Source organism: Pseudomonas sp. 43NM1, from assembly GCF_002836905.1.
Taxonomy (GTDB): Bacteria; Pseudomonadota; Gammaproteobacteria; order Pseudomonadales; family Pseudomonadaceae; genus Aquipseudomonas; species Aquipseudomonas prosekii.
This window is the reverse complement of record NZ_MKGS01000212.1, coordinates 1-20,176: the sequence shown is the minus strand read 5'-3', so window position 1 is coordinate 20,176 and position 20,176 is coordinate 1. Positions and strand designations below refer to the sequence as shown.

Below are 20,176 nucleotides of genomic sequence, written 5' to 3'. Positions count from 1 at the left end.
TCCTAGTACGAGAGGACCGGAGTGGACGAACCTCTGGTGTTCCGGTTGTCACGCCAGTGGCATTGCCGGGTAGCTATGTTCGGAATAGATAACCGCTGAAAGCATCTAAGCGGGAAACTAGCCTCAAGATGAGATCTCACTGGGACCTTGAGTCCCCTGAAGGGCCGTCGAAGACTACGACGTTGATAGGTTGGGTGTGTAAGCGCTGTGAGGCGTTGAGCTAACCAATACTAATTGCCCGTGAGGCTTGACCATATAACACCCAAGCAATTTGCTTGCTTCGAGCTGAAAAGCGAAAGAGCACCAGATTGCGGTGTGTGAAGACGCAATGAACCGAAAGTTCGACTGTGCACAAAGCCACACACAAATACCGACCGCTGTCACATACCCAATTTGCTGAAGCGCGGCCATCTGGCCACGATTCGGTACCCGAATTTCTTGACGACCATAGAGCCTTGGAACCACCTGATCCCATCCCGAACTCAGTAGTGAAACGATGCATCGCCGATGGTAGTGTGGGGTTTCCCCATGTGAGAGTAGGTCATCGTCAAGATTAAATTCCGAAACCCCTATCTGCGTATGCAGGTAGGGGTTTTGTTTTGCCAGCAGGAAAACCAAATCGGGCTCTGTGCTCGAGCCAAAAAGTACAACCGTTCGAGGAAATCGCGCTAAAGCGACCGCGCAGTTTTTGGTATGGTGCAGCTCGTTTTTAACGGACTGATTTCAAGCCTACGGATCGGCTCACCCATCATTGTCAAAGAGCTGCTGCAGAAATGCCCGAACCAATACCCATCAAGGATCACGAAAAAGAGACGCGCCTGGTCAACAAACGATTGATGGCCTGCGCCTTGTTTGTGGTCGCCATCACCTGCGCACTGGTAGTGCGCCTCTACGTGCTGCAAGTCGTCGAATTCGATTACCACTCGACCATCTCCGAAAACAATCGTGTCCACGTGTTGCCGATCACCCCGACACGTGGGCTGATCTACGACCGCAATGGCGTCGTTCTGGCCGACAACCGCCCCAGCTTCAACCTCACCATCACCCGCGAACGCGCTGTCGATGTGAATGAAGAGTTGGACGAAGTGATCAGCCTCCTGCACCTGCCGGCTGAAGACCGCGCATCGTTCGACAAAGCCATGAAGCAGGGGCGACATCCGTTTGTGCCGGTGACCTTGTTCTACGAGCTCAGCGAAGAGCAGATCGCTGTTCTAGCGGTCAATGAGTTTCGCTTGCCGGGAATCGATGTTGAGCCGCAATTCGTGCGGCACTACCCGATGGGCGCGCACTTCGCGCATTCGATCGGCTACGTCGGGCGCATCAACGAGAAAGAATCCAAGGTGCTCGACGGCGTCGAATATCGCGGCACCCAATCCATCGGCAAGACCGGTATCGAGAAATTCTACGAGTCGCAGTTGCATGGTCACGTCGGCTACGAAGAAGTCGAAACCAACGCGCAGGGCCGCGTACTTCGGGTGCTCAAACACACCGACCCGATACCTGGCAAAAACATCGTGCTGAGCCTCGACGTCAAACTTCAGGAAGCCGCTGAGGACGCCCTGGGTGATCGCCGTGGCTCGGTGGTTGCGCTCGATCCGGCGACCGGCGAAGTGCTGGCGATGGTCAGCAAACCGAGTTTTGATCCGAACAGTTTCGTCACCGGCATCAGTTTCAAAGAATACGCGGCGCTGCACGATTCCATCGACCGGCCGCTGTTCAACCGCGTGCTGCGCGGCCTCTATGCGCCGGGCTCGACGATCAAACCGGAAGTCGCCATTGCCGGCCTCGACGCTGGCGTAGTGACGCCGCAAACCCGCGTCTTCGATCCCGGTTATTACCAACTGCCGGACTTCGATCACAAGTACCGCAACTGGAACCACAGCGGCGACGGCTGGGTGGACATGGACGCGGCGATCATGCGATCCAACGACACCTACTTCTACGACCTCGCGCACAAACTCGGCATTGATCGGTTGCACGATTACATGGCCATGTTTGGCCTCGGCGAAAAAGTCTCGCTGGATATGTTCGAAGAGTCTGCCGGCCTGATGCCGTCGCAATCGTGGAAACGCGCCACCCGCCGCCAGCCTTGGTTCCCCGGTGAAACAGTGATTCTTGGCATCGGCCAGGGCTACATGCAGGTGACGCCGCTGCAATTGGCACAAGCCACCGCGCTGATCGCCAACAAAGGTGTGTGGAACCGTCCGCATCTGGCCAAGACCGTCGACGGCGTCGCGCCGGTAGACGAGCATCCGATGCCGAACATTCTGCTCAAGGACCCGCGCGACTGGGAGCAGGTCAACCACGGCATGCAAATGGTCATGCACGACCCGCGCGGGATTGCCCGGGCTGCGGCGGCCGGCGCGCAATATCGCATCGCGGGCAAGAGTGGTACGGCGCAAGTTGTGGCGATCAAGCAGGGCGAGCGGTACAACCGCGCCAAAACGCTGGAGCGTAACCGCGACAATGCCTTGTTCGTCGGTTTCGCCCCGGCCGAACACCCGAAGATCGTGATATCGGTGATGATCGAAAACGGTGAGGCCGGTGGCCGCGTTGCCGGCCCTGTGGTGCGGCAGATCATGGACGCCTGGCTGCTCGATCAGGACGGCCATCTGAAGCCGCAATACGCCACGCCGGCCAAATCGCCGGGTGATCCGCACGTCTGAGCGATCACCGCAACTCGAATGACGGGGCGGCTAATCAGTCATTGACTAGCCGCCCGTCAAACATGCCTGCAAACTCTCGATAAACAGCGTCTCCGCCCGACTCATGCGCTGCTCGCGGTTCCACAGCAAATGAATGTCGACATCGGCAATCCCCTCGTGGGGCGGCAGGCGCCAGAGCAATCCGGCGTCAACGTCGGCCGCCACCACGTGCTCGGGCAGACAGCCAATGCCAAACCCGGCAATCACCAGGCGCCGGACTTCTTCCAAGCTCGGTGACGAGGCAACGATGCGTCCGCTGAAGCCCTGCTGATCGCGAAAAATCGTCAGCGGCGAAAGCATGCCGCCGATCTGGTCGCTGGTGAAACTGACGAAATTCTCTCGCTGCAAATCCCCCTCGGCGACGTCCTGTCGGCCGAATAATCCATGATGCTTGCCGCAAAAAAATGCATAACGCTGACGCAGGAACAACCGCTGTTCCAGGCGTGGTTGCGGCCGCCGGTTGAGGCTCAGGCCCAGCGTCGCAGTCTTTTCCTGCAGGGCGCTGACAATGTCGGAACTGCGCATCACATCCACTTCCAGATCCACCCGCGGGTGCTGGCGATGAAAGTCGGCGAGGAAGTCATCGAAACGCTCAGAGAATATCCGGCTGATGATCAGCAGGCGCACTTTGCCGATCACTTCGTCGGCCGGTTGCTCCAGCACGCTGCTGACTTGCGACATCTGCCCATAGATTTCCCCGGCCAGTTCGAAGATCTGCTCGCCGATTTCGGTCAGGGCAAAACGCGGCCCACGGCGGGCGATCAATTGGCGGCCGAGTTGTTCTTCCAGGCGCTTCAACGCTTGGCTCACCGCCGGTTGCGTCAAGTGCAGGCGGGCGGCGGCACGGCTGATGCTGAGTTCCTGGCCGATCACCCGAAAGGTGCGCAGCAGGTTCCAGTCCAGACGGTCATTGAGCAAGCGTTGCACGTCGCGGTCGGCCATGGTCACTCTCGATTATAAGCAGGCGTAATAGTCCGCATAATAAATAGAAAATTGACTAATCATAGCCCTGCGACGATAAATCACCTCCAGACAGGCGCCGCCAGAGTGCCTCGATATTGCTGTTTCACTCCTGCCAAAAAAATAACCAAAGGAGCCCAGACCCATGAAGCCTCTTGCTTCGTCACAACCGCGCCGTGCGGCCGCCGCAGCCTTCATCGGCACCATGATCGAGTGGTACGACTTTTACATTTACGCCACCGCCGCCGCGTTGGTATTCGGCGCGTTGTTTTTCCCCTCCGACGACAAACTGTTCAGCACCATGGCCGCGTTCGGCACCTTCGTCGTGGGCTTCTTCGCGCGACCGCTAGGCGGGATTATCTTCGGCCATATCGGCGACCGCATCGGCCGCAAGAAATCGTTGATCATCACCTTGCTGATGATGGGCGTGGTCACGGTGTGCATCGGTTTGTTGCCAACCTACGGACAAATCGGCGTCGCCGCGCCGGTGCTGTTGATCCTCCTGCGCATCGTCCAGGGCATCGCTGTCGGTGGCGAGTGGGGCGGGGCAGTGTTGATGGCGGGCGAACATGCGCCGAAGGGCCGTCGCAACTTTTTCGCCTCGTTTGCGCAATTGGGCAGCCCGGCCGGTTTGATCCTGTCGTTGCTCGCGTTCAGCGCGGTCACGCGTTTGCCGGAAGAAGACTTGATGAGTTGGGGCTGGCGTCTGCCGTTCCTCGCCAGCGCGCTGTTGCTGCTGGTCGGGCTGGCGATTCGTCTGGGCGTGAATGAATCCCCGGAGTTCCTCGCCAGTCGCGAGCTCGCCAGCAAAAGTACGCGCAAGGAACAGGCACCGGTGATGGAAGTGCTGCGCACCGCGTGGCGTCCGCTGCTGCTGTGCATTGGCGCCAACACGCTGGGCATCGCCGGGGTGTATTTCACCAACACCTTCATGATCGCTTACACCACCCAACAACTCGAGTTGCCGCGCTCGCTGGTTCTCGAGTGCCTGTTTGTGGTGGCGATCATTCAGTTCTGCATTCAGCCGCTGGCCGCGTGGGTCGCCGAGAAGATCGGCGCGACGCGCTTCCTGTGCCTGATGTCGGTGCTGGCGATGGCCTCGCCGTACCCGATGTTCGTGCTGGTCAGCTCGGCGCAGCCAGCGCTGATCATTCTCGGCATCGCGTTGGCGGTCGTGTGCATGGCCTCGTTCTACGCGGTGATCGCCGGTTACGTCAGCGGCATGTTCGAGACCCGCGTGCGCTACACCGCGATTTCCCTGGCCTATCAGATTTGCGGCGCTGTTGCCGGTGGCCTGACGCCGCTGGTCGGCACGATGCTCGCGCACAAGTTCGCCGGCCAGTGGTGGCCGTTGGCGGTGTTTTACAGCCTGATCGCCGCCACTTCGCTGATCTGCGTGTTGTGCCTGGCGCGCCGACATGCCAGCGCTGAGCGCATCGAATTGGCCAACGCCTGATCCAGTTTTCGAGGAGTTAATGATGTTGAAGATTAATGCTGATCGCCTGTGGGCGAGCCTGATGGCCATGGCCGAAATCGGCGCGACGGCGCGCGGCGGCAGTTGCCGATTGGCCCTGAGCGATGAAGACAAGGCCGGTCGCGAACTCTTCTGCCACTGGTGCCGCGAAGCCGGGTTGACCCTCAGCGTCGACGCCATCGGCAATCTGTTTGCCCGACGCGCTGGCACCGATCCAGACGCCGCGCCGGTGATGATGGGCAGTCATCTCGACACCCAACCTGAAGGCGGTCGCTTCGACGGCGTCTACGGCGTGCTCGCCGGACTGGAAGTGCTGCGTTGCCTCAATGACCTCGGGATCCGCACCCGCAAACCGCTGGAAGTGGCGGTGTGGACCAACGAAGAGGGCGCGCGCTTCACCCCGGCAATGTTCGGTTCGGCGGTGTTCACCGGCGTCATGTCTTTGGACGCAGCGCTGGCGGTGCGTGACGTCGACGGCATCAGCGTCGCCGAAGCCTTGCAGCGCAGCGGATATGCCGGCGAGCGGGCGTTGGGCGGCGCGGTGGATGCCTACTTTGAAGCGCACATTGAGCAAGGCCCGATCCTCGAAGACAACGCGAAAAGCATCGGCGTGGTCAGCGGCGGCCAGGCAATTCGCTGGCTCGACGTACGCGTCGAAGGCATGGCCGCGCACGCCGGCACCACGCCGATGCCGTTGCGCAAAGACGCGCTGTACGGCGTCGCGCCGATGATTCAGGCGATCGAAGCATTGGCCAGCGATTTCGCCCCGCAAGGCCTGACCACGGTCGGCGAATTGAGCATCAACAAATCCTCGCGCAACACCATTCCTGGGCTGGTGAATTTCACCGTCGATTTGCGTCATCACCATGACGCGACGATTGCGGCGATGGAGCAGCAAGTGCGTTCGCGACTTCAGGCGATTGCCGATGCTCGCGGACTGCAACTGACGATCACCCCGCACTGGATCAGCCCGGCCACGCCGTTCGACGCCGAGTGCGTGGCGGCGGTGCAGCAAGCGGTGGACGCCCTCGGTTACACCCAGCAATCGATTGTCAGCGGCGCCGGGCACGACGCGATTCACCTCGCGCGCTTCTGTCCGACGGCGATGGTGTTTATCCCCTGTGTTGGCGGCTTGAGTCATAACGAAGCCGAAGATGTGCTGCCGGACGATGTGCGCCAAGGCACCGACGTTTTGCTCAATGCCGTGCTGGCTCGGGCCGGCGTGGTCAATTAGGACTGGGGCCGGTACAGGCCCTCATCACTGACAAGAGTCTTGGGGCCGCTTCGCAGCCCGGCGCGAGCAAGCTCGCTCGCCACGGAGTTTGAGGGCGGGCCAAAGTTTTCGTAACTGACAGGAATTTATCCCATGCGCAGTTTTTTCCATGCCGAACAATTGCTCCACCATCCACGCAGCTACTATTCGCGCGGACAGATGCGCACGCCACAAGAAGTGCCCGAGCGCGCGCAGCGACTGGTGCAGGCTGCGCATTCCCTCGGTTTCAGCGTCGAGCAACCAATCGACGCCGGACTTCAACCGTTGCTGGCCGTGCACGGCGCGCCGTACCTGACCTTCCTTCAGGAAGCCCATCAGCGCTGGAAAGAAATCCCCGAAGACTGGGGCGATGAAGTCATGTCGAATATCTTCGTCCGCGAGCCCAATGCCTTGCGCGGGATTTTGGCGCAAGCCGCGCGTTATCTCGCCGATGGCAGTTGCCCGGTCGGCGAGCAGACCTGGCGCTCGGCGTATTGGTCGGCGCAAAGCGCGATTGCCGGCGCTCAGGCGTTGCTTGATGGCGAACCGGCGGCGTACGCGTTATGCCGTCCGCCCGGTCACCATGCCCGCGCCGAAGCGGCAGGTGGTTTCTGCTACGTAAATAACGCAGCAGTCGCGGCGCAAGTGCTGCGCGCCGGTTTCGAGCGCGTCGCGGTACTCGATACCGACATGCATCACGGTCAGGGCATTCAAGAGATTTTCTACCAGCGCGATGACGTGCTTTACGTCTCGGTGCATGGCGATCCGACCAACTTCTACCCAGGCGTTGCCGGGTTTGCCGACGAGCGCGGCGCCGGGGCGGGAGAGGGTTTTAACCTGAATTTGCCGATGAAGCATGGTGCGAGTGAAGCGGATTTCCTCGGGCAACTTGAGGTGGCGTTGGTGGCGGTTAAGGACTTCGGCGCTGAGGTATTGGTGCTGTCGCTGGGTTTCGACATTTTCGAGCTCGACCCACAAAGCAAAGTCGCGGTGACCCGGGAAGGTTTTGCCGTGCTGGGCGAACGGATTCGCAGCCTTGGGTTGCCGTGCCTGATCGTGCAGGAGGGCGGGTATCACCTGGAAAGTCTTGAGGATAATGCGCGGGCGTTTTTTGTTGGGCCAGAGGTTTGGCAGGTTTGAGTTTTGGAAGCTTTGAGTTTTGGAAGCTTTGAGTTTTGGCAGGTTTAGATTCCTGGTTGTCAGGTAGAAAGCCTTCGCGGGCAAGCCTCGCTCCTACGGTTGGTGGTTAATGCAACGACACCAAACCGGTAGGAGCGAGGCTTGCCCGCGAAGAGGCCATCAGCCCCCCCACAATCTCAAACCCCAGGCACCGGGCAGCTCAAATCACCTTCTTCACACTTCAAATAACGCTTGAAAGCCTCGACCCGCTGCTGGGTCAGGTCCGTCGTGCAGTTGCTGTAAATCAGCGGATAAACGCTGCCGCCGTCGACCCCGGACGCCGAGAACTTACACTCCGAATCACGAAACGCCACCCAGTTACGTTGCGCGCCGACCAGCAGCTTCTTCGCGTCCGGGTTGTCTTTCAGGCGTTTGGTGATTTGCTGGTACAGCGCGTTCAGCTCCTTGTCCGCCGCTTTGTTCTGCTCGGCCGCGCAGCGATTCATATCGCCCTGATTGGTCGCATTGTCACAGTCCACAGCCTGCGCAAAAGTGCTGAACAACAACAATGGCGTCAGGGCCAGGAGGAAGCGTGAGTGCATGGAAGAACCTCGCGATGATCGGAAAAGTTGAAGTGCAGTGTAGCGAAGCGAAAGTCCATCATCCAACACCGCGCCTGTGGGGGCGAGCCTGTCAGTTGATGGATGGGTTGACTCAAACAACGCTTTCGCGAGCAGGCTCACTCCTACAGAAAAGCGTCTTCAGGTGAAGCCATGTGTTCGCGCTCAAAGCCTCAAAAGCACAACGTGCGCACGCAAACGCAGCCGCTCGTTTCAGGTCTTAGCGATTGCTCCCGTGCTTGATACAACTTTAGGGTTGGTCTTGTGGTCTTACAGGCCTACTGTTCTTTACAGGAGGTGACTTATGAATCCAGCATCAGATCGTATCGAAAGGAAGATTTTGCTCAAGTCGCCGCGTTCGCAAGTCTGGCGCGTGGTGGCCAATGCCGAGGCGTTTGGCCAATGGTTTGGCGTGGCGCTTGAGGGCAAGCGCTTTGTTGCGGGTGAGTGGACGCAGGGGCAGATTACCTATCCCGGTTATGAGCACTTGCTGTGGAATGTGTTGGTCGAACGGGTCGAGCCGGAGCGGGTGTTTTCGTTTCGCTGGCACCCGTATGCGGTCGAGCCTGACGTCGATTATTCCCAAGAGCCGACCACGCTGGTGCTGTTCGAGCTCGAAGACATGGATAACGGCACGTTGCTGAAGGTGACTGAATCCGGTTTTGACCATATTCCGCAAAATCGCCGGCTCAAGGCGTTCCGCATGGACAGCCGTGGCTGGGATGAGCAGATGAGCAATATTGAAGAATTTTTGGAACCCGCCGCGAAGATTCTTGAACAGCAGGGCGATTGATTGGCTGCGGTTGGGTTTTAGGTGGGTGGGGCGGTCATGGCGACCAATGCGCAGCTGAGAGCCTTGTAAATCAAGGCGTGCAGGCTTGATGCCCTAGTCGCCTAAGGGTTTGCGGAAGGGTCGCTATAGCGAATGTCTTACACGCATTGGTAGCTATGTCGTCTATTGCGCATTGGATCCGAAGCGTAATCTAGCCTCATCAACTGAAGCACAGGGAGTGCTCAGGATCACGGATGATCGACCATAAGCAAGGACACGCTGCCGACAGGGAGTCGTAATGGTCTTGGGAAAAACCCGCTTCGGCGGGTTTTTTTTGGTCTGTCGAAAACTGCGATTTTGCTGCCTATGGTCAAACGCTTACACGCGGGTGCGGGTATGTCGTCTGTTTAACCTGCCGCGAAGCACTTATTCTGGATCCATCAACTGAAGCACAGGAAGTGCTCAGGATCATGGATGATCGACCATTAGCCAGGATGGCTGCCGACAGGATGTCGCGATGGTCTTGAGAACCCGCTTAGGCGGGTTTTTTTTCGCCCATCGAAAACCCGTCTCTTGTAGGAGCGAGGCTTGCCCGCGAACAACGATGATGCGGTTTCCCTGTAACACCGCGTCATCGTTGTTCGCGGGCAAGCCTCGCTCCCACAGGCCAAGCCAAGCCAGGCCAGGTTATGCCAGGTTATGCCAGGCCAGGCCAGGTCAGTTCAGCCCGGTTCAGGCCTATTCAAATCCCGAGTCTGGCCGCTGCGCGTTCGGTGATCGCTTTACGCTGTTGATACGACGGTGCCGCGCGCCGCTGCGCTTCTTGCACGATAGTGTGCGGCGCGGTGTCGGGGCTGCCGGCCTGGAAAGGTGGGGCCGGCGCGTATTCCAGTTGCAGCTGGATGACCTGCGCGGTGTCCTCGTCGAAGAGTTCGGCGGCCAGGGTCAGGGCAAAGTCGATGCCGGCGGTGATTCCGCCTCCCGTCAGCAAATTGCCGTCGCGCACCACCCGCTCATTCACCGGCACCGCGCCCAAGGTCCCGAGCAAATCGTGATACGCCCAGTGCGTGGTCGCGCGTTTGCCCTTGAGCAGGCCGGCCGCGCCGAGCACCAGCGAGCCGGTGCACACCGACGTCACATAACGCGCATTGGCGCCTTGCGTGTTGATAAACGCCAAGGTCGCTTCATCCTCCATCAACGGCCCGACCCCGGCGCCTCCGGGAATGCAGATCACGTCCAGCGCCGGGCAATCGTCGAACGTGGTGGTCGGTTTCAGCACCAGCCCGGTACTCGCGGTCACCGGCATCAGGTCCTTCCAGATCAAATGCAGGTTCACGTCCGGCAGCGAGGCCAGCACGTCATACGGCCCGGTCAGGTCCAATTGTTGAACCTGCGGAAACAGCAAAAAACCGATCTGCAGCGCCATGGCATTTTCTCCTGAGTTGGGGGTGGACGGCTTCACTGTAGGCTCGTAGGATTTGGCGCATCCGCCAATTACCCCACGAATCCCGCCAATCATGCCTAAAGCCATCCATGTGCTCGCGTTCGCCAATGTGCAACTGCTCGACGTCACCGGGCCGTTGCAGGTGTTTGCTTCGGCCAACGACATCGCGCGCCAACAGGGTTTGTCTGCGCCGTACGCGCCGACCGTGATCGCCAGCGGTGGCGGGGCGGTGATGTCCTCCGCTGGGTTGGCGCTGTTGGCCGAGCCATTGCCGCCAGCCCCCAGCGATACGTTGATCATCGCTGGCGGTTGGGGTGTGTACGCGGCGGCCGAGGATCAGCCACTGGTGGCTTGGGTGCGTGAACACGCATCGCGTTGCCGCCGCGTGTCGTCAGTGTGCACCGGTGCATTTTTGCTGGCGGCCAGCGGTTGGCTTGACGGTCGGCGCGTGGTGACACACTGGACACGTTGCGATGAGTTGGCGCAAAAACATCCGCAGCTGCGCGTCGAGCCCAACCCGATCTTCATCAACGACGGCCCGATCTGGACCTCCGCCGGCGTCACCGCGGGCATCGATCTGGCGCTGGCCATGGTCGAAGAAGACCTCGGCCGCGCCATGGCCCTCGACGTTGCGCGGCAATTGGTGGTGTTTCTCAAGCGTCCGGGCGGTCAATCACAATTCAGCGTCACGCTGTCGCTACAGCAGGAAGGCAATCGCTTCGACGAACTGCATGCCTGGATCAGCGAAAATCTGACCAAAGACCTCGGCGTCGCCACCCTGGCGCTACAGGCCGGCATGAGCGAACGCAGCTTCATCCGCCATTACCGTTCCGACACCGGTCAAACCCCGGCGCGCGCCATCGAACTGATCCGCGTCGAGACCGCGCGCCGCTTGCTCAGCGACACCGGCGTGGCGATCAAACGCGTCGCCGCGCAATGCGGCTTTGGCAGCGAAGAAACCCTGCGCCGCAGCTTCCTGCGTGCCATCGGTGTGACGCCGCAAGCCTATCGCGAACGCTTCAGTGTCAGCCTTGCAGCAGATCCAGTAGCGCTTTGATCGTCGCTTCGGGCGCTTCTTCGGGAATGTTATGGCCGACGCCCGCCAACACCCGGCGCTCATATTGACCGGTGAAATGCTCGAGGTCTTCGTCGTGCTCCGGGGCCGGTCCCACACCATCGTCGGCGCCGCACAGGGAAATCGTCGGCACGCCGATGGTCGGCTGTCTGGCCAGCGCATCTTCGATCCATTCCAGCGCCGGATCGCCGGGGGCATACATGAAGCGATGCCGATACGAGTGAATCACCACTTCGACGAAATCGGTGTTGTCGAAGGCCGGCGCGCTCAACGGATAACGCTCGGCGTTGCGCGCCCAAGTCGGCGACCATAGGCGCCAAAGCAGTTCGCACAGCGCGCGACGGTTATCGGTCAAGCCTTCGACGCCGCGCGGAGTGTGGAAATAATACTGATACCAGAGCCGATGCTCGGTCTCAGGATCCAGCGGCCGAATCGAGCCGGGAATGTTCTGCACGTTGTAGCCATCGCCAGTGACCAGGCAGCGAACCCGCTGCGGCCACAGCGCCGCGACGATGCATGCCGCGCGTCCACCCCAGTCGTAGCCGCAAAGCGCGGCGTGCGGGAGGGCGAGGGCGTCCATCAGGTCCAGCAAGTCCTGCGCAAGCACCGCTTGCTGGCCGGAGCGCGGCGTGTCCGGGTGCTTGAACCGGGTCAGACCGTAGCCGCGCAGGTACGGGACGATGACGCGATAACCTTGGGCGGCGAGGGCCGGGGCGACTTCATCGTAACCGCGCGGCGAGTAGGGGAAACCGTGCAGCAGAATGATTGGCTCGCCGCTGCTGGGGCCGTGCTGTTCATAAGCGATGTTCAGGTGCGGCGTTTCAACGTAGTGGACGGCTGGCGACTGGGTCACGAGAGAACTCCTGAAAATGGGCACCGGCAAAAACATTCATGCTGATGAAACCGTCCCACACAGCCACAGGTACGTATTTCGCCACAGCGGGATTTTTGCACCGCAAAAAACTGCGTCAGCTCTGGGCTTCTGCCTCGGCCATCTGGTTGAAATACTTGGTGCGGTCCGGCGTGAACGTCACCACCATTTTGGTCCGCGAGCAGGTCAGTGCTTTCTCCACGGCCAGATCGATGTCCAGATCTTCCCCGCGCAAGCCTTGCCATTGCGCCAGGTATTTCAGCGATCCGTACTTTTCGAGTTTTTTCAGGCTGCGGCTCACGCCTCCTTTCCAGCCCAGCACCGGCAGCTCACCGGCGAGGCACTGTTGGGCGACGTTGGGGAAACGGCTGGCGCGCTGGCGGCCGATTTCCCAGCATTTGATCAGGCCCATGTCAGGGGCTTCCCACAGTTCATTCCGGTTCAGACCGGAGCGCAGTGGGGCGTCGATGGTGCGGTGGATGCGCTGGATCATTCAGGTTCCTTGAATTCGGGTTTTGTTGGACAGCTCCGCTGTACCCGTTGACGGTGAATGTTAGGGGCGGATGTAACAGCTGGCAACAAGGTATTTGCCGGTGCCGGACGCAGGGTTGGCAGGGCAACGGCAGCGGTTTTTTTAACCGAAACCGCAGCAACCCTGCACAACCCTTTGGTTTGGCCGACAAAGCCCATTTCTATTGATCGCCGGCAGACATTACTGCGACAAAACCTTCTCGCAAAAGCGAATATTCCGACAACAGCTGATTCCGTCAGACCACATTCAAGGCTGCCAGGAGCTCTTCTCACCACTCAGTTTGCGATCGAGAAAACTCGCCGCGCTGATCAACGCCAAGTGCGACAACGCCTGCGGCGTATTGCCCAGATGCCGCGCGTGGCTGTCGAACTCTTCGGCGTACAACCCCAGCGGATTGGCATACCGCAGCAACTGTTCAAACTCCAGATGCGCCTTTTCGACCTGTCCGGCCCGCGCCAGGCATTCCACATACCAGAACGAACACGCCGCAAACGCGCCTTCGGTGCCGGCCAGACCATCAATCTGCGCATCGTCGTTGCGATAGCGATACACCATGCCGTCGCGCACCAGGGTTTTCTGGATCGCTTCCAGCGTCGCCAGCCAACGCGGATCCTTGGCGCTGACAAAACGCACCAGCGGCATCAGCAGCATCGAGCCGTCCAGCGCCGTACCGCCCATGTACTGCACGAAATGTCCGCGTTCTTCGTTCCAGAAGTTTTCCCAGATGTCCGCATAAATCGCCTGACGGGTTTCGTCCCAGCGTGCAAACGGCGCCGGCAGCGAACGTTTCGAGGCCAGGCGAATCGCCCGGTCCAGCGCCACCCAGCACATCAATCGCGAGTGCAGAAAGTGATGTTGCTCGCCGCGCATTTCCCAGATTCCGACGTCCTTTTGCTGCCAGGTTTCGCAGACCTGATCGACCACTTGCACCGCGTGTTGCCAGCCTTCGTGGGAGATCGCGTCGCCGTACTTGTTGACCAGATACACCGCGTCCATCAGCTCGCCGAAGATGTCGAGCTGAACCTGCTCGTAAGCCTGATTGCCGATGCGCACCGGTTTCGCCCCGCCATGTCCGGCGAAGTGCGTGAGCTCGGTTTCCGGCAGTTCCTGACGGCCGTCGACGGCGTACAGAATGTTCAGTTTCATCGGGCTGCCATTGCAGTCGCTGACGCGTCCGCGCAACCACTTCATGTAGGCGTTGGCCTCGGTGACGAAGCCCAGGCGCATGAACGCGTACACGGTGAACGAGGCGTCGCGGATCCACGTGTAGCGGTAATCCCAATTGCGCTCGCCGCCCGCGGTTTCCGGCAGGCCGAAGGTCGCGGCGGCGAGGATTGCCCCGTGTTTGCGCGAGGTCAGCAGCTTCAACGCGAGGGCCGAGCGGTTGACCATTTCGCGCCAGCGACCGCGATAGTTGGACTGGCCGATCCAGTCACGCCAGAACTTCAGCGTGCGCTCGATGCACAACTGGGCGGCGCCTTCCTGAAAGCGCGAATCGTCGATGGCGCCCAACAAAAACGCGGCACTTTGCCCCTGTTCGAGGGTGAATTCGGCGGTCGCGGCAGCGCCATCCAGGATCAACGGATGATCGGAATTGAGCCGCATCGACGGCTGGTCCGGCGCTGTAAACACCACGTCGTCGCCGTCCATTTGCGCCGTCGTCGCTGCGCGCGCGTAGTCATGGCGCACCGCGCAACGCATGCGCAGGGTCGCCGTGCCGCTGACCACGCGCACCCGGCGCATCAGCAGCGGCAAGTCGTCTTCGTTGTCGCCGATCGGCAGCAGGTCGGTGACTTCGACCACCGCGTGATCGCTCAGCCAGCGGGTTTGCAGGACGTTGGTGTCAGGCAGGTAAATCTGCTCGCGGCGCGCGTCGGGCAAATCCGGTGACAACTGGAAAATCCCCGCTTCGGGCGTGTCCAGCAGCGAGCAGAATATCGACGGGCTGTCGAACTCCGGCCAGCAGAAAAAATCCACGCTGCCCTTGTCGTTGACCAGCGCCGCGCTGCGCATATCGCCAATGATGCCGTGGGCGTCGATGGCACTTTGTCGTTCGGAATGATGATCAGCCATTGCCACGGAACTCCGGATAGAGGCTCATGCCGCCGTCGATAAACAGGGTTGTGCCGACGATGTAGTCGGACGCATCGGAGGCCAGGAAAACCACCGCGTTGGCGATGTCCTCGACGTCACCGACGCGACCGTAAGGGATCAGTTCGAGGAGTTTCTGCTCGGCATCGCCCTCGGTGGCCGCGCGGTTGATTGCCGTGCGAATCGCCCCCGGCGCGACGCCGTTGATGCGGATTTTCTGATGGCTGACTTCTTGCGCGAGGGTCTGCATCAACATGTCGACGCCGCCCTTGGACGCGGCGTAATTGACGTGCCCGGCCCACGGAATGCGCTGGTGCACCGAACTCATGTGGATGATTTTGCCAGCGGCGCGCGACACGCCTTGGCGAACACCTTGCTGGTTGAAAATCCGCAACGCCGCGCGGGCGCAAAGGAACTGCCCGGTAAGGTTGACGCCGATGACTTTATTCCAGTCGTCGAGGCTCATGTCCACGGCGTTCGCGTCTTTTTGCATGCCGGAATTGGCCACCAGAATATCGAGGAAACCAAAGGCCTTGAGGGTCTCGGCGAACAGCCGTTCGACGTCGGCCTCTTTCGAGACATCGGCGCCGATGGCGATGGCGCGGCCACCGCTGTCATTGATTTGTCTGGCCAGTGCTTCGGCCGGTTCAGCCTGGGAATTGTAGTTGATGACCACCGCAGCACCGGCCGCGGCCAGTGCTTTCGCGGCGCCAGCGCCGATGCCGGAACTGGCGCCGGTGACGAGTGCAACTTGTTGATCGAGGGAAATCTGCATGAGCGCTAGCGCCTTGAGTTGAGGGCCTAAGTAGCTGACTGACGGGGTGGGCCGAGAGTTCATTTGTGCGGTAACGGCGCTGCCGATGGCGCCTTCACATTCCGCCAACAATTCCACGCTTTCCCCGCCACCCGCCTTATGGCAACTTGCAGGCCCGAATCGAGGCCCGCATTCCATGGCAAACCCTTACCGCGAACTGTTCCAGGCGCCCGGCGCGCGTGCGTTTGTGCTGGCCGGGATGATCGCGCGCATGCCGATTTCCATGACTGGCATCGGCCTGATCACCATGCTCGCGCAGTTGAAGGGCGGTTATGGCTTGGCCGGTGCGGTGGCGGCGACGTTTGCCTTGGCCACGGCGTTTTGTGCGCCGCAGGTGTCGCGGCTGGTCGACCGTTATGGCCAGAGCCGGATCTTGCCGGTGTCGGCGCTGGTGGGAGGCGGGGCGCTATTGCTGCTGTTGCTTTGCACGCGATTGCAGGCGCCGCACTGGACGCTGTTTGTCTTCGCCGCGCTGGCCGGCTGCATGCCGAGCATGTCGGCGATGGTCCGCGCGCGCTGGACCGAGCTGTATCGCGGCCAGCCGCAATTGCAGACCGCTTATGCGCTGGAATCGGTGCTGGATGAAGTTTGTTTCATCGTCGGCCCGCCGCTGTCGGTCGGTCTGTGCGTGGTCGCGTTTCCCGAGGCCGGGCCGTTGGCGGCGTTGCTGATGCTGGCGATTGGCGTGACCGCGTTTGTCTTGCAACGCGGCACCGAACCGCCGGTGCATGCGCATGAAACTCATCACATGGGTTCGATCATTCGTTCTGGGGAAATCCGCTTGCTGATGCTGTTGATGACCGCGATGGGCATCATCGTCGGGGTGATCGATGTGGTCAGCGTGGCGTTCGCCCAGCAACAGGGGCAACCGGCGGCGGCGAGTATTGTGCTGTCGGTTTACGCCATCGGCTCGTGCCTGGCCGGGCTGGCGTTTGGCGCGTTGCGCTCGAAAGTGCCGTTGCCGCGATTGTTTCTGTATGGCGGCGTGATGACTGCGGTGACCACGTTGCCGTTGTTGTTGGCGACGAACATTTTCGGATTGTCGCTGGCGGTGTTTGTCGCCGGATTGTTCTTTGCGCCGACGCTGATTGTGGCAATGGCGTTGGTCGAGCGCATCGTGCCGCCGGCGAAACTGACTGAAGGCCTGACATGGCTGGTTACCGGGTTAAGCATCGGCGTGGCGATTGGCGCGGCGAGTTCCGGGTGGCTGGTGGATGCGTTCGGCGCGCGCAGCGGTTTCTGGATGGCGATCGCGGCCGGGGCAGTGGTGCTTGGCTCGGCGATCCAGAGCTTCCGTCATCTGAAATGAAGTTTCGCCTGTAGGCGTGAGCCTGTTCGCGAAGGCGTTATGTCAGTCGACCACCCGGCTAAATGCCCCGGAGCAATCGCGAGCAGGCTCACTCCCACAGGGTTCAGGCGCAGTTACCAGCCGCGCCCCGAATTGACCCAGAAATTCACCGACAACGACGTCGACACCGATTCCACCTGATGGAACCAGCCCTCGGGCAAAAACAGCAAATCCCCGGCCTCCAGCGTCACCCGCAAAAACGTCACGTCGCGGGCGGTGGGGAAGCGTTGATAGTCCGGCGCATCCGGGTTGAAATCGCAACCATCGAGGCCGCCCTGCGGCGCCGTGGACCAGGTTCCCAACGCCTCGCGATGATGCGGCGCGGCCAGGGTAAAAGTCTTCTGGCCCCAGACCTGCGCGAACAGATTGTCGGTGTCGTCGCGGTGCAGTGGCGTCAGCGTGCCTTTCGGGCCGATCCAGATGCGCGGCGCAATAAACAGCGATGGATCGAAGTAGGGCGGGTACTTGATTTGTTGCAGCAATTGCGCCGGCAGGATGTTGTTGCCCATGTACGCCGGCGGCTCGCCATTCACGCCTTTGACCGCCGGGCTGTCGAGCGACGCAATGAACTCGGCCATGGAGGTGGAGCGAAAATCCCGCTCGGTGGAAAACGTCTTCTTCACATAATCGCCGTGGCGGGTGATGCCTTGCAGTTCGGCGAAATGCACCAGGGACTCTTCGCGGCTGAGCTTGAACAGCGGCCAGTCCTGCAAAGCGTCGCTGATCACCAGCGGGATGCCGTGGGGCAAATAGTCGCTGTCGAACTGGTCTTTCGACAGTTCCCTGCGCGGGCGCCGTTCAACGGTGCGCTGGGTCGGCAGGCTGGCGGTCAGGCGTTCGCTGAGGCGCGGCGGGGTCGGGTAGCGTTTGTTCATATCGACTTTTTGCGCGACGGCGCCGCCATGCCGGGCATGGTCGATGATCTGCGGCAGCATCGTCGCCAGGCCCATGTTGCCGCCGATTTTCAGGCGACCGCTGGCGAACAGTTCCTCGACGTTGACACTGCCGCCCATGATTCCGAGAAAGTCGTCTTGCGCCACTTCAATGGTCACGTCGGGGCTGGGATGGCGCCCGGTTTCAGTGCGGCTGCGGGCCTTGACCTCGGACCAGTACGCCTGATGCGGGCCGAAGACGAATTGAAAAACCCCTTTGATGCCGACAGCGCCGGCATTGGCGAACAGTTTGCCCAGGATGGTCTGCAGGTCCACAGCGTGCACTCTTGTTGGTTTTGGTCTGATGAGGAGACGAGCGCCTGCGGGGGAAATTTAACCCGCCGTGACTAATTCCCGTCGGCGCCGGGCCGTTCCTTTGGGTAGACCCATCTTTTCGAGGAGCCCACGGTGACCCAACTGACCCTGCTGTGCCTGCCGTATTCCGGCGCCAGCGCCATGGTCTACAGCCGCTGGCGGCGCAAATTGCCGGAATGGCTGCAATTGCAACCCGTCGAACTGCCGGGCCGTGGCGCGCGGTTCGACGAACCGTTGCACACCGACATGCGGGCGCTGGCGATGCAACTGGCGAGGGAATTGCGCCCGACCTTGAAAGCCCCGTACGCCTTGTTCGGCCACAGCCTCGGCGCGCTGATGGCGTGCGAATTGGCCCACGCCTTTCGCGCACTCGGTTGCCCGGAACCGGTGGCACTGTTCGCCTCGGGCACGGCGGCGCCGAGCATGCGCGCCGATTATGATCGCGGGTTTGCCGAACCGAAGACCGATGCCGAGCTGATCGAGCAGCTGCGCACGCTCAATGGCACCAGCGAAGAAGTGCTGGCCAATGAAGAATTGATGAGCTTGACACTGCCGGTGCTGCGCGCCGATTTTCTTTTGTGCGGGCGCTTCCAACCGGTTCAGCGGCCCTTGCTCAAATGCCCGGTGCACGTGCTCGGCGGCAAGGCCGACAAGGCCACCACCGAACAATTGATCGGCTGGAGCAAGGAAACCCAAGGCAGTTTCTCGGTGGACATGCTCGCCGGCGGCCACTTCTTTATTCATGAGCACGAAGCCAAGGTGTTGCGAGTGATCAAGGATCAACTGGACGTACACCATCGCCGCCACGCCATGGCCACAAGCGCCTGACTTATCTGAATCAGCCTTTGCAGGAGTGAGTCTGCTCGCGATGACGACCTTGCGGGCAACATGAATGTTGCCTGTGTGGACCCCATCGCGAGCAGGCTCACTCCTACAGGGTTTTGCATGTTCAGCACATCCCCGCGCATCACCTTGCTGACACTTATTCTCATTCGCTAATTTTTCCGGTCTGCATTCGTTTTATAGGGACGACGTGCCTTTGTGCTTCCTGCCTACTGATCCGGATGCTAAGAAATGAATGCTGAAGACTCCTTGAAACTTGCTCGCCGGTTTATCGGGTTGCCCCTTGAAAAGCGCCAGATGTTCCTAGCGGCCTTGCAAAAGGAAGGCGTGGATTTCGCCCGTTTCCCGATCCCCCAAGGGGTTGAGGCGCAGGACCGCCAAGCGCTGTCCTACGCCCAGCAACGCATGTGGTTTCTCTGGCAGCTCGACCCGCAAAGTGGCGCCTACAACTTGCCCGGCGCGGTACGCCTCACCGGTCGGTTGAACCTGACTGCGCTGGATCAGGCGTTTGCCAGCCTGGTCGCGCGTCACGAAACCCTGCGCACCGTATTCCAGCGCCAGCCCGATGACAGCCTGCAACAAGTGCCGACCACTGCGCCGCTGCGCATCGAGCACCTCGACCTGCGCGCTTTGCCGGTCGCCGAGCGTGAAACGGCGGTGTCGCAAGCAGCCGAGCAACAGTCGTTGCAGCCGTTCGACCTGGCCGTCGGTCCGCTGCTGCGAGTCGAGTTGCTGCAACTCGCCGAGCAGCAACACGTGTTGCTGCTGACCCTGCACCACATCGTTTCCGATGGTTGGTCGATGAACGTGCTGATCGACGAGTTCATCCGTTGCTACGACGCCCATGATGCCGGCGCGCAACCGCAACTGGCGGCATTGCCGATCCAGTACAGCGACTACGCGCTGTGGCAGCGCCGCTGGCTGGAAGCCGGGGAGCAGGCGCGGCAACTGCAATACTGGCAGGCGCAGTTGGGCGATGAGCATCCGGTGCTGGAGTTGCCGCTCGATC

The 20,176-nt window shown here is 60.8% G+C and carries 17 protein-coding genes and 2 rRNA genes; 11 read left to right on the top strand and 8 right to left on the bottom strand.

Features of this window, described 5'->3' with window-relative positions; genetic code table 11:
* The 3 genes from BI292_RS28395 to mrdA all read left to right on the top strand — a co-directional run.
* A 23S ribosomal RNA gene (locus tag BI292_RS28395) occupies positions 1-255 on the top strand; the annotation flags it as partial.
* Between the two features lie 182 nt (positions 256-437).
* A 5S ribosomal RNA gene (gene rrf, locus BI292_RS28390) occupies positions 438-553 on the top strand.
* Positions 554-773: 220 nt separating this feature from the next.
* On the top strand, positions 774-2,666 hold the full coding sequence (gene mrdA, locus BI292_RS28385; protein ID WP_101209996.1) for a penicillin-binding protein 2: 1,893 nt from the start codon (positions 774-776) through the stop codon (positions 2,664-2,666).
* 45 nt (positions 2,667-2,711) lie between these two features.
* Here mrdA and BI292_RS28380 read toward each other — a convergent pair whose 3' ends face one another.
* Positions 2,712-3,647 (bottom strand): LysR family transcriptional regulator, encoded by a 936-nt coding sequence (locus BI292_RS28380; RefSeq protein WP_101209995.1) that lies wholly within the window; start codon positions 3,645-3,647, stop codon positions 2,712-2,714.
* Positions 3,648-3,810: 163 nt separating this feature from the next.
* Between BI292_RS28380 and BI292_RS28375 the strand changes: the two genes are divergently transcribed.
* The 3 genes from BI292_RS28375 (at position 3,811) to BI292_RS28365 (ending at position 7,531) form a co-directional block, all read left to right on the top strand.
* Positions 3,811-5,121, top strand: a complete 1,311-nt coding sequence (locus tag BI292_RS28375) for an MFS transporter (RefSeq protein ID WP_101209994.1) — start codon at positions 3,811-3,813, stop codon at positions 5,119-5,121.
* A 22-nt stretch (positions 5,122-5,143) separates the two neighbouring features.
* Entirely contained in the window at positions 5,144-6,373 is a 1,230-nt protein-coding gene (locus tag BI292_RS28370) for a Zn-dependent hydrolase (RefSeq protein WP_101209993.1), read from the top strand.
* 132 nt (positions 6,374-6,505) lie between these two features.
* Positions 6,506-7,531, top strand: a complete 1,026-nt coding sequence (locus BI292_RS28365; RefSeq protein WP_101209992.1) for a histone deacetylase family protein — start codon at positions 6,506-6,508, stop codon at positions 7,529-7,531.
* A gap of 176 nt (positions 7,532-7,707) precedes the next feature.
* On the opposite strand, the gene BI292_RS28360 is transcribed toward BI292_RS28365, so the two are convergent.
* Positions 7,708-8,112, bottom strand: a complete 405-nt coding sequence (locus tag BI292_RS28360; protein WP_101209991.1) for a lysozyme inhibitor LprI family protein — start codon at positions 8,110-8,112, stop codon at positions 7,708-7,710.
* A 322-nt stretch (positions 8,113-8,434) separates the two neighbouring features.
* On the opposite strand from BI292_RS28360, the gene BI292_RS28355 reads away from it, so the two are divergent.
* Positions 8,435-8,923 carry an SRPBCC family protein gene (locus tag BI292_RS28355; protein ID WP_092279713.1) on the top strand — a complete coding sequence of 163 codons (489 nt, stop codon included), beginning with the start codon at positions 8,435-8,437 and terminating at the stop codon, positions 8,921-8,923.
* Between the two features lie 721 nt (positions 8,924-9,644).
* Here BI292_RS28355 and inhA read toward each other — a convergent pair.
* Positions 9,645-10,328, bottom strand: a complete 684-nt coding sequence (inhA, locus tag BI292_RS28350; protein ID WP_101209990.1) for an isonitrile hydratase — start codon at positions 10,326-10,328, stop codon at positions 9,645-9,647.
* Positions 10,329-10,419: 91 nt separating this feature from the next.
* Between inhA and BI292_RS28345 the strand changes: the two genes are divergently transcribed.
* On the top strand, positions 10,420-11,403 hold the full coding sequence (locus tag BI292_RS28345) for a GlxA family transcriptional regulator (protein WP_101209989.1): 984 nt from the start codon (positions 10,420-10,422) through the stop codon (positions 11,401-11,403).
* On the opposite strand, the gene BI292_RS28340 is transcribed toward BI292_RS28345, so the two are convergent.
* The 4 genes from BI292_RS28340 to BI292_RS28325 all read right to left on the bottom strand — a co-directional run bounded on the left by BI292_RS28340 (position 11,372) and on the right by BI292_RS28325 (position 15,690).
* Complete coding sequence (locus BI292_RS28340) at positions 11,372-12,274, bottom strand: alpha/beta fold hydrolase (protein ID WP_256592750.1); 903 nt, start codon at positions 12,272-12,274, stop codon at positions 11,372-11,374. The genes BI292_RS28345 and BI292_RS28340 overlap by 32 nt on opposite strands.
* Positions 12,275-12,389: 115 nt before the next feature.
* Positions 12,390-12,785: a hypothetical protein gene (locus BI292_RS28335; RefSeq protein ID WP_101209987.1), complete on the bottom strand. Its 396-nt coding sequence runs from the start codon at positions 12,783-12,785 to the stop codon at positions 12,390-12,392.
* Positions 12,786-13,070: 285 nt separating this feature from the next.
* The gene (locus BI292_RS28330) at positions 13,071-14,897 is read right to left on the bottom strand and encodes a glycoside hydrolase family 15 protein (RefSeq protein ID WP_101209986.1); all 1,827 of its coding nucleotides are present in this window, start codon (positions 14,895-14,897) and stop codon (positions 13,071-13,073) included.
* Positions 14,890-15,690 carry a glucose 1-dehydrogenase gene (locus BI292_RS28325; protein WP_101209985.1) on the bottom strand — a complete coding sequence of 267 codons (801 nt, stop codon included), beginning with the start codon at positions 15,688-15,690 and terminating at the stop codon, positions 14,890-14,892. The genes BI292_RS28330 and BI292_RS28325 overlap by 8 nt, the downstream gene beginning before the upstream one ends.
* A gap of 175 nt (positions 15,691-15,865) precedes the next feature.
* On the opposite strand from BI292_RS28325, the gene BI292_RS28320 reads away from it, so the two are divergent.
* Entirely contained in the window at positions 15,866-17,038 is a 1,173-nt protein-coding gene (locus tag BI292_RS28320; protein WP_101209984.1) for an MFS transporter, read from the top strand.
* 113 nt (positions 17,039-17,151) lie between these two features.
* Here BI292_RS28320 and BI292_RS28315 read toward each other — a convergent pair whose 3' ends face one another.
* On the bottom strand, positions 17,152-18,285 hold the full coding sequence (locus BI292_RS28315; protein ID WP_101209983.1) for a cupin-like domain-containing protein: 1,134 nt from the start codon (positions 18,283-18,285) through the stop codon (positions 17,152-17,154).
* 132 nt (positions 18,286-18,417) lie between these two features.
* On the opposite strand from BI292_RS28315, the gene BI292_RS28310 reads away from it, so the two are divergent.
* Positions 18,418-19,152 (top strand): thioesterase II family protein, encoded by a 735-nt coding sequence (locus tag BI292_RS28310; RefSeq protein WP_101209982.1) that lies wholly within the window; start codon positions 18,418-18,420, stop codon positions 19,150-19,152.
* A 246-nt stretch (positions 19,153-19,398) separates the two neighbouring features.
* Positions 19,399-20,176 (top strand): condensation domain-containing protein (locus BI292_RS28305; RefSeq protein WP_157831322.1); only part of this gene is annotated, 778 nt, incomplete at its 3' end.

Excerpts from the sequence above, each read along its gene's own strand:
- BI292_RS28380 (WP_101209995.1), bottom strand. The coding sequence starts at position 3,647 with ATGGCCGACCGCGACGTGCAACGCTTGCTCAATGACCGTCTGGACTGG.
- BI292_RS28330 (WP_101209986.1), bottom strand. The coding sequence starts at position 14,897 with ATGGCTGATCATCATTCCGAACGACAAAGTGCCATCGACGCCCACGGC.
- BI292_RS28320 (WP_101209984.1), top strand. The coding sequence starts at position 15,866 with ATGGCAAACCCTTACCGCGAACTGTTCCAGGCGCCCGGCGCGCGTGCG.
- BI292_RS28355 (WP_092279713.1), top strand. The coding sequence starts at position 8,435 with ATGAATCCAGCATCAGATCGTATCGAAAGGAAGATTTTGCTCAAGTCG.
- BI292_RS28345 (WP_101209989.1), top strand. The coding sequence starts at position 10,420 with ATGCCTAAAGCCATCCATGTGCTCGCGTTCGCCAATGTGCAACTGCTC.
- BI292_RS28365 (WP_101209992.1), top strand. The coding sequence starts at position 6,506 with ATGCGCAGTTTTTTCCATGCCGAACAATTGCTCCACCATCCACGCAGC.
- BI292_RS28335 (WP_101209987.1), bottom strand. The coding sequence starts at position 12,785 with ATGATCCAGCGCATCCACCGCACCATCGACGCCCCACTGCGCTCCGGT.
- BI292_RS28370 (WP_101209993.1), top strand. The coding sequence starts at position 5,144 with ATGTTGAAGATTAATGCTGATCGCCTGTGGGCGAGCCTGATGGCCATG.
- BI292_RS28375 (WP_101209994.1), top strand. The coding sequence starts at position 3,811 with ATGAAGCCTCTTGCTTCGTCACAACCGCGCCGTGCGGCCGCCGCAGCC.
- BI292_RS28360 (WP_101209991.1), bottom strand. The coding sequence starts at position 8,112 with ATGCACTCACGCTTCCTCCTGGCCCTGACGCCATTGTTGTTGTTCAGC.
- BI292_RS28325 (WP_101209985.1), bottom strand. The coding sequence starts at position 15,690 with ATGCAGATTTCCCTCGATCAACAAGTTGCACTCGTCACCGGCGCCAGT.
- mrdA (WP_101209996.1), top strand. The coding sequence starts at position 774 with ATGCCCGAACCAATACCCATCAAGGATCACGAAAAAGAGACGCGCCTG.
- inhA (WP_101209990.1), bottom strand. The coding sequence starts at position 10,328 with ATGGCGCTGCAGATCGGTTTTTTGCTGTTTCCGCAGGTTCAACAATTG.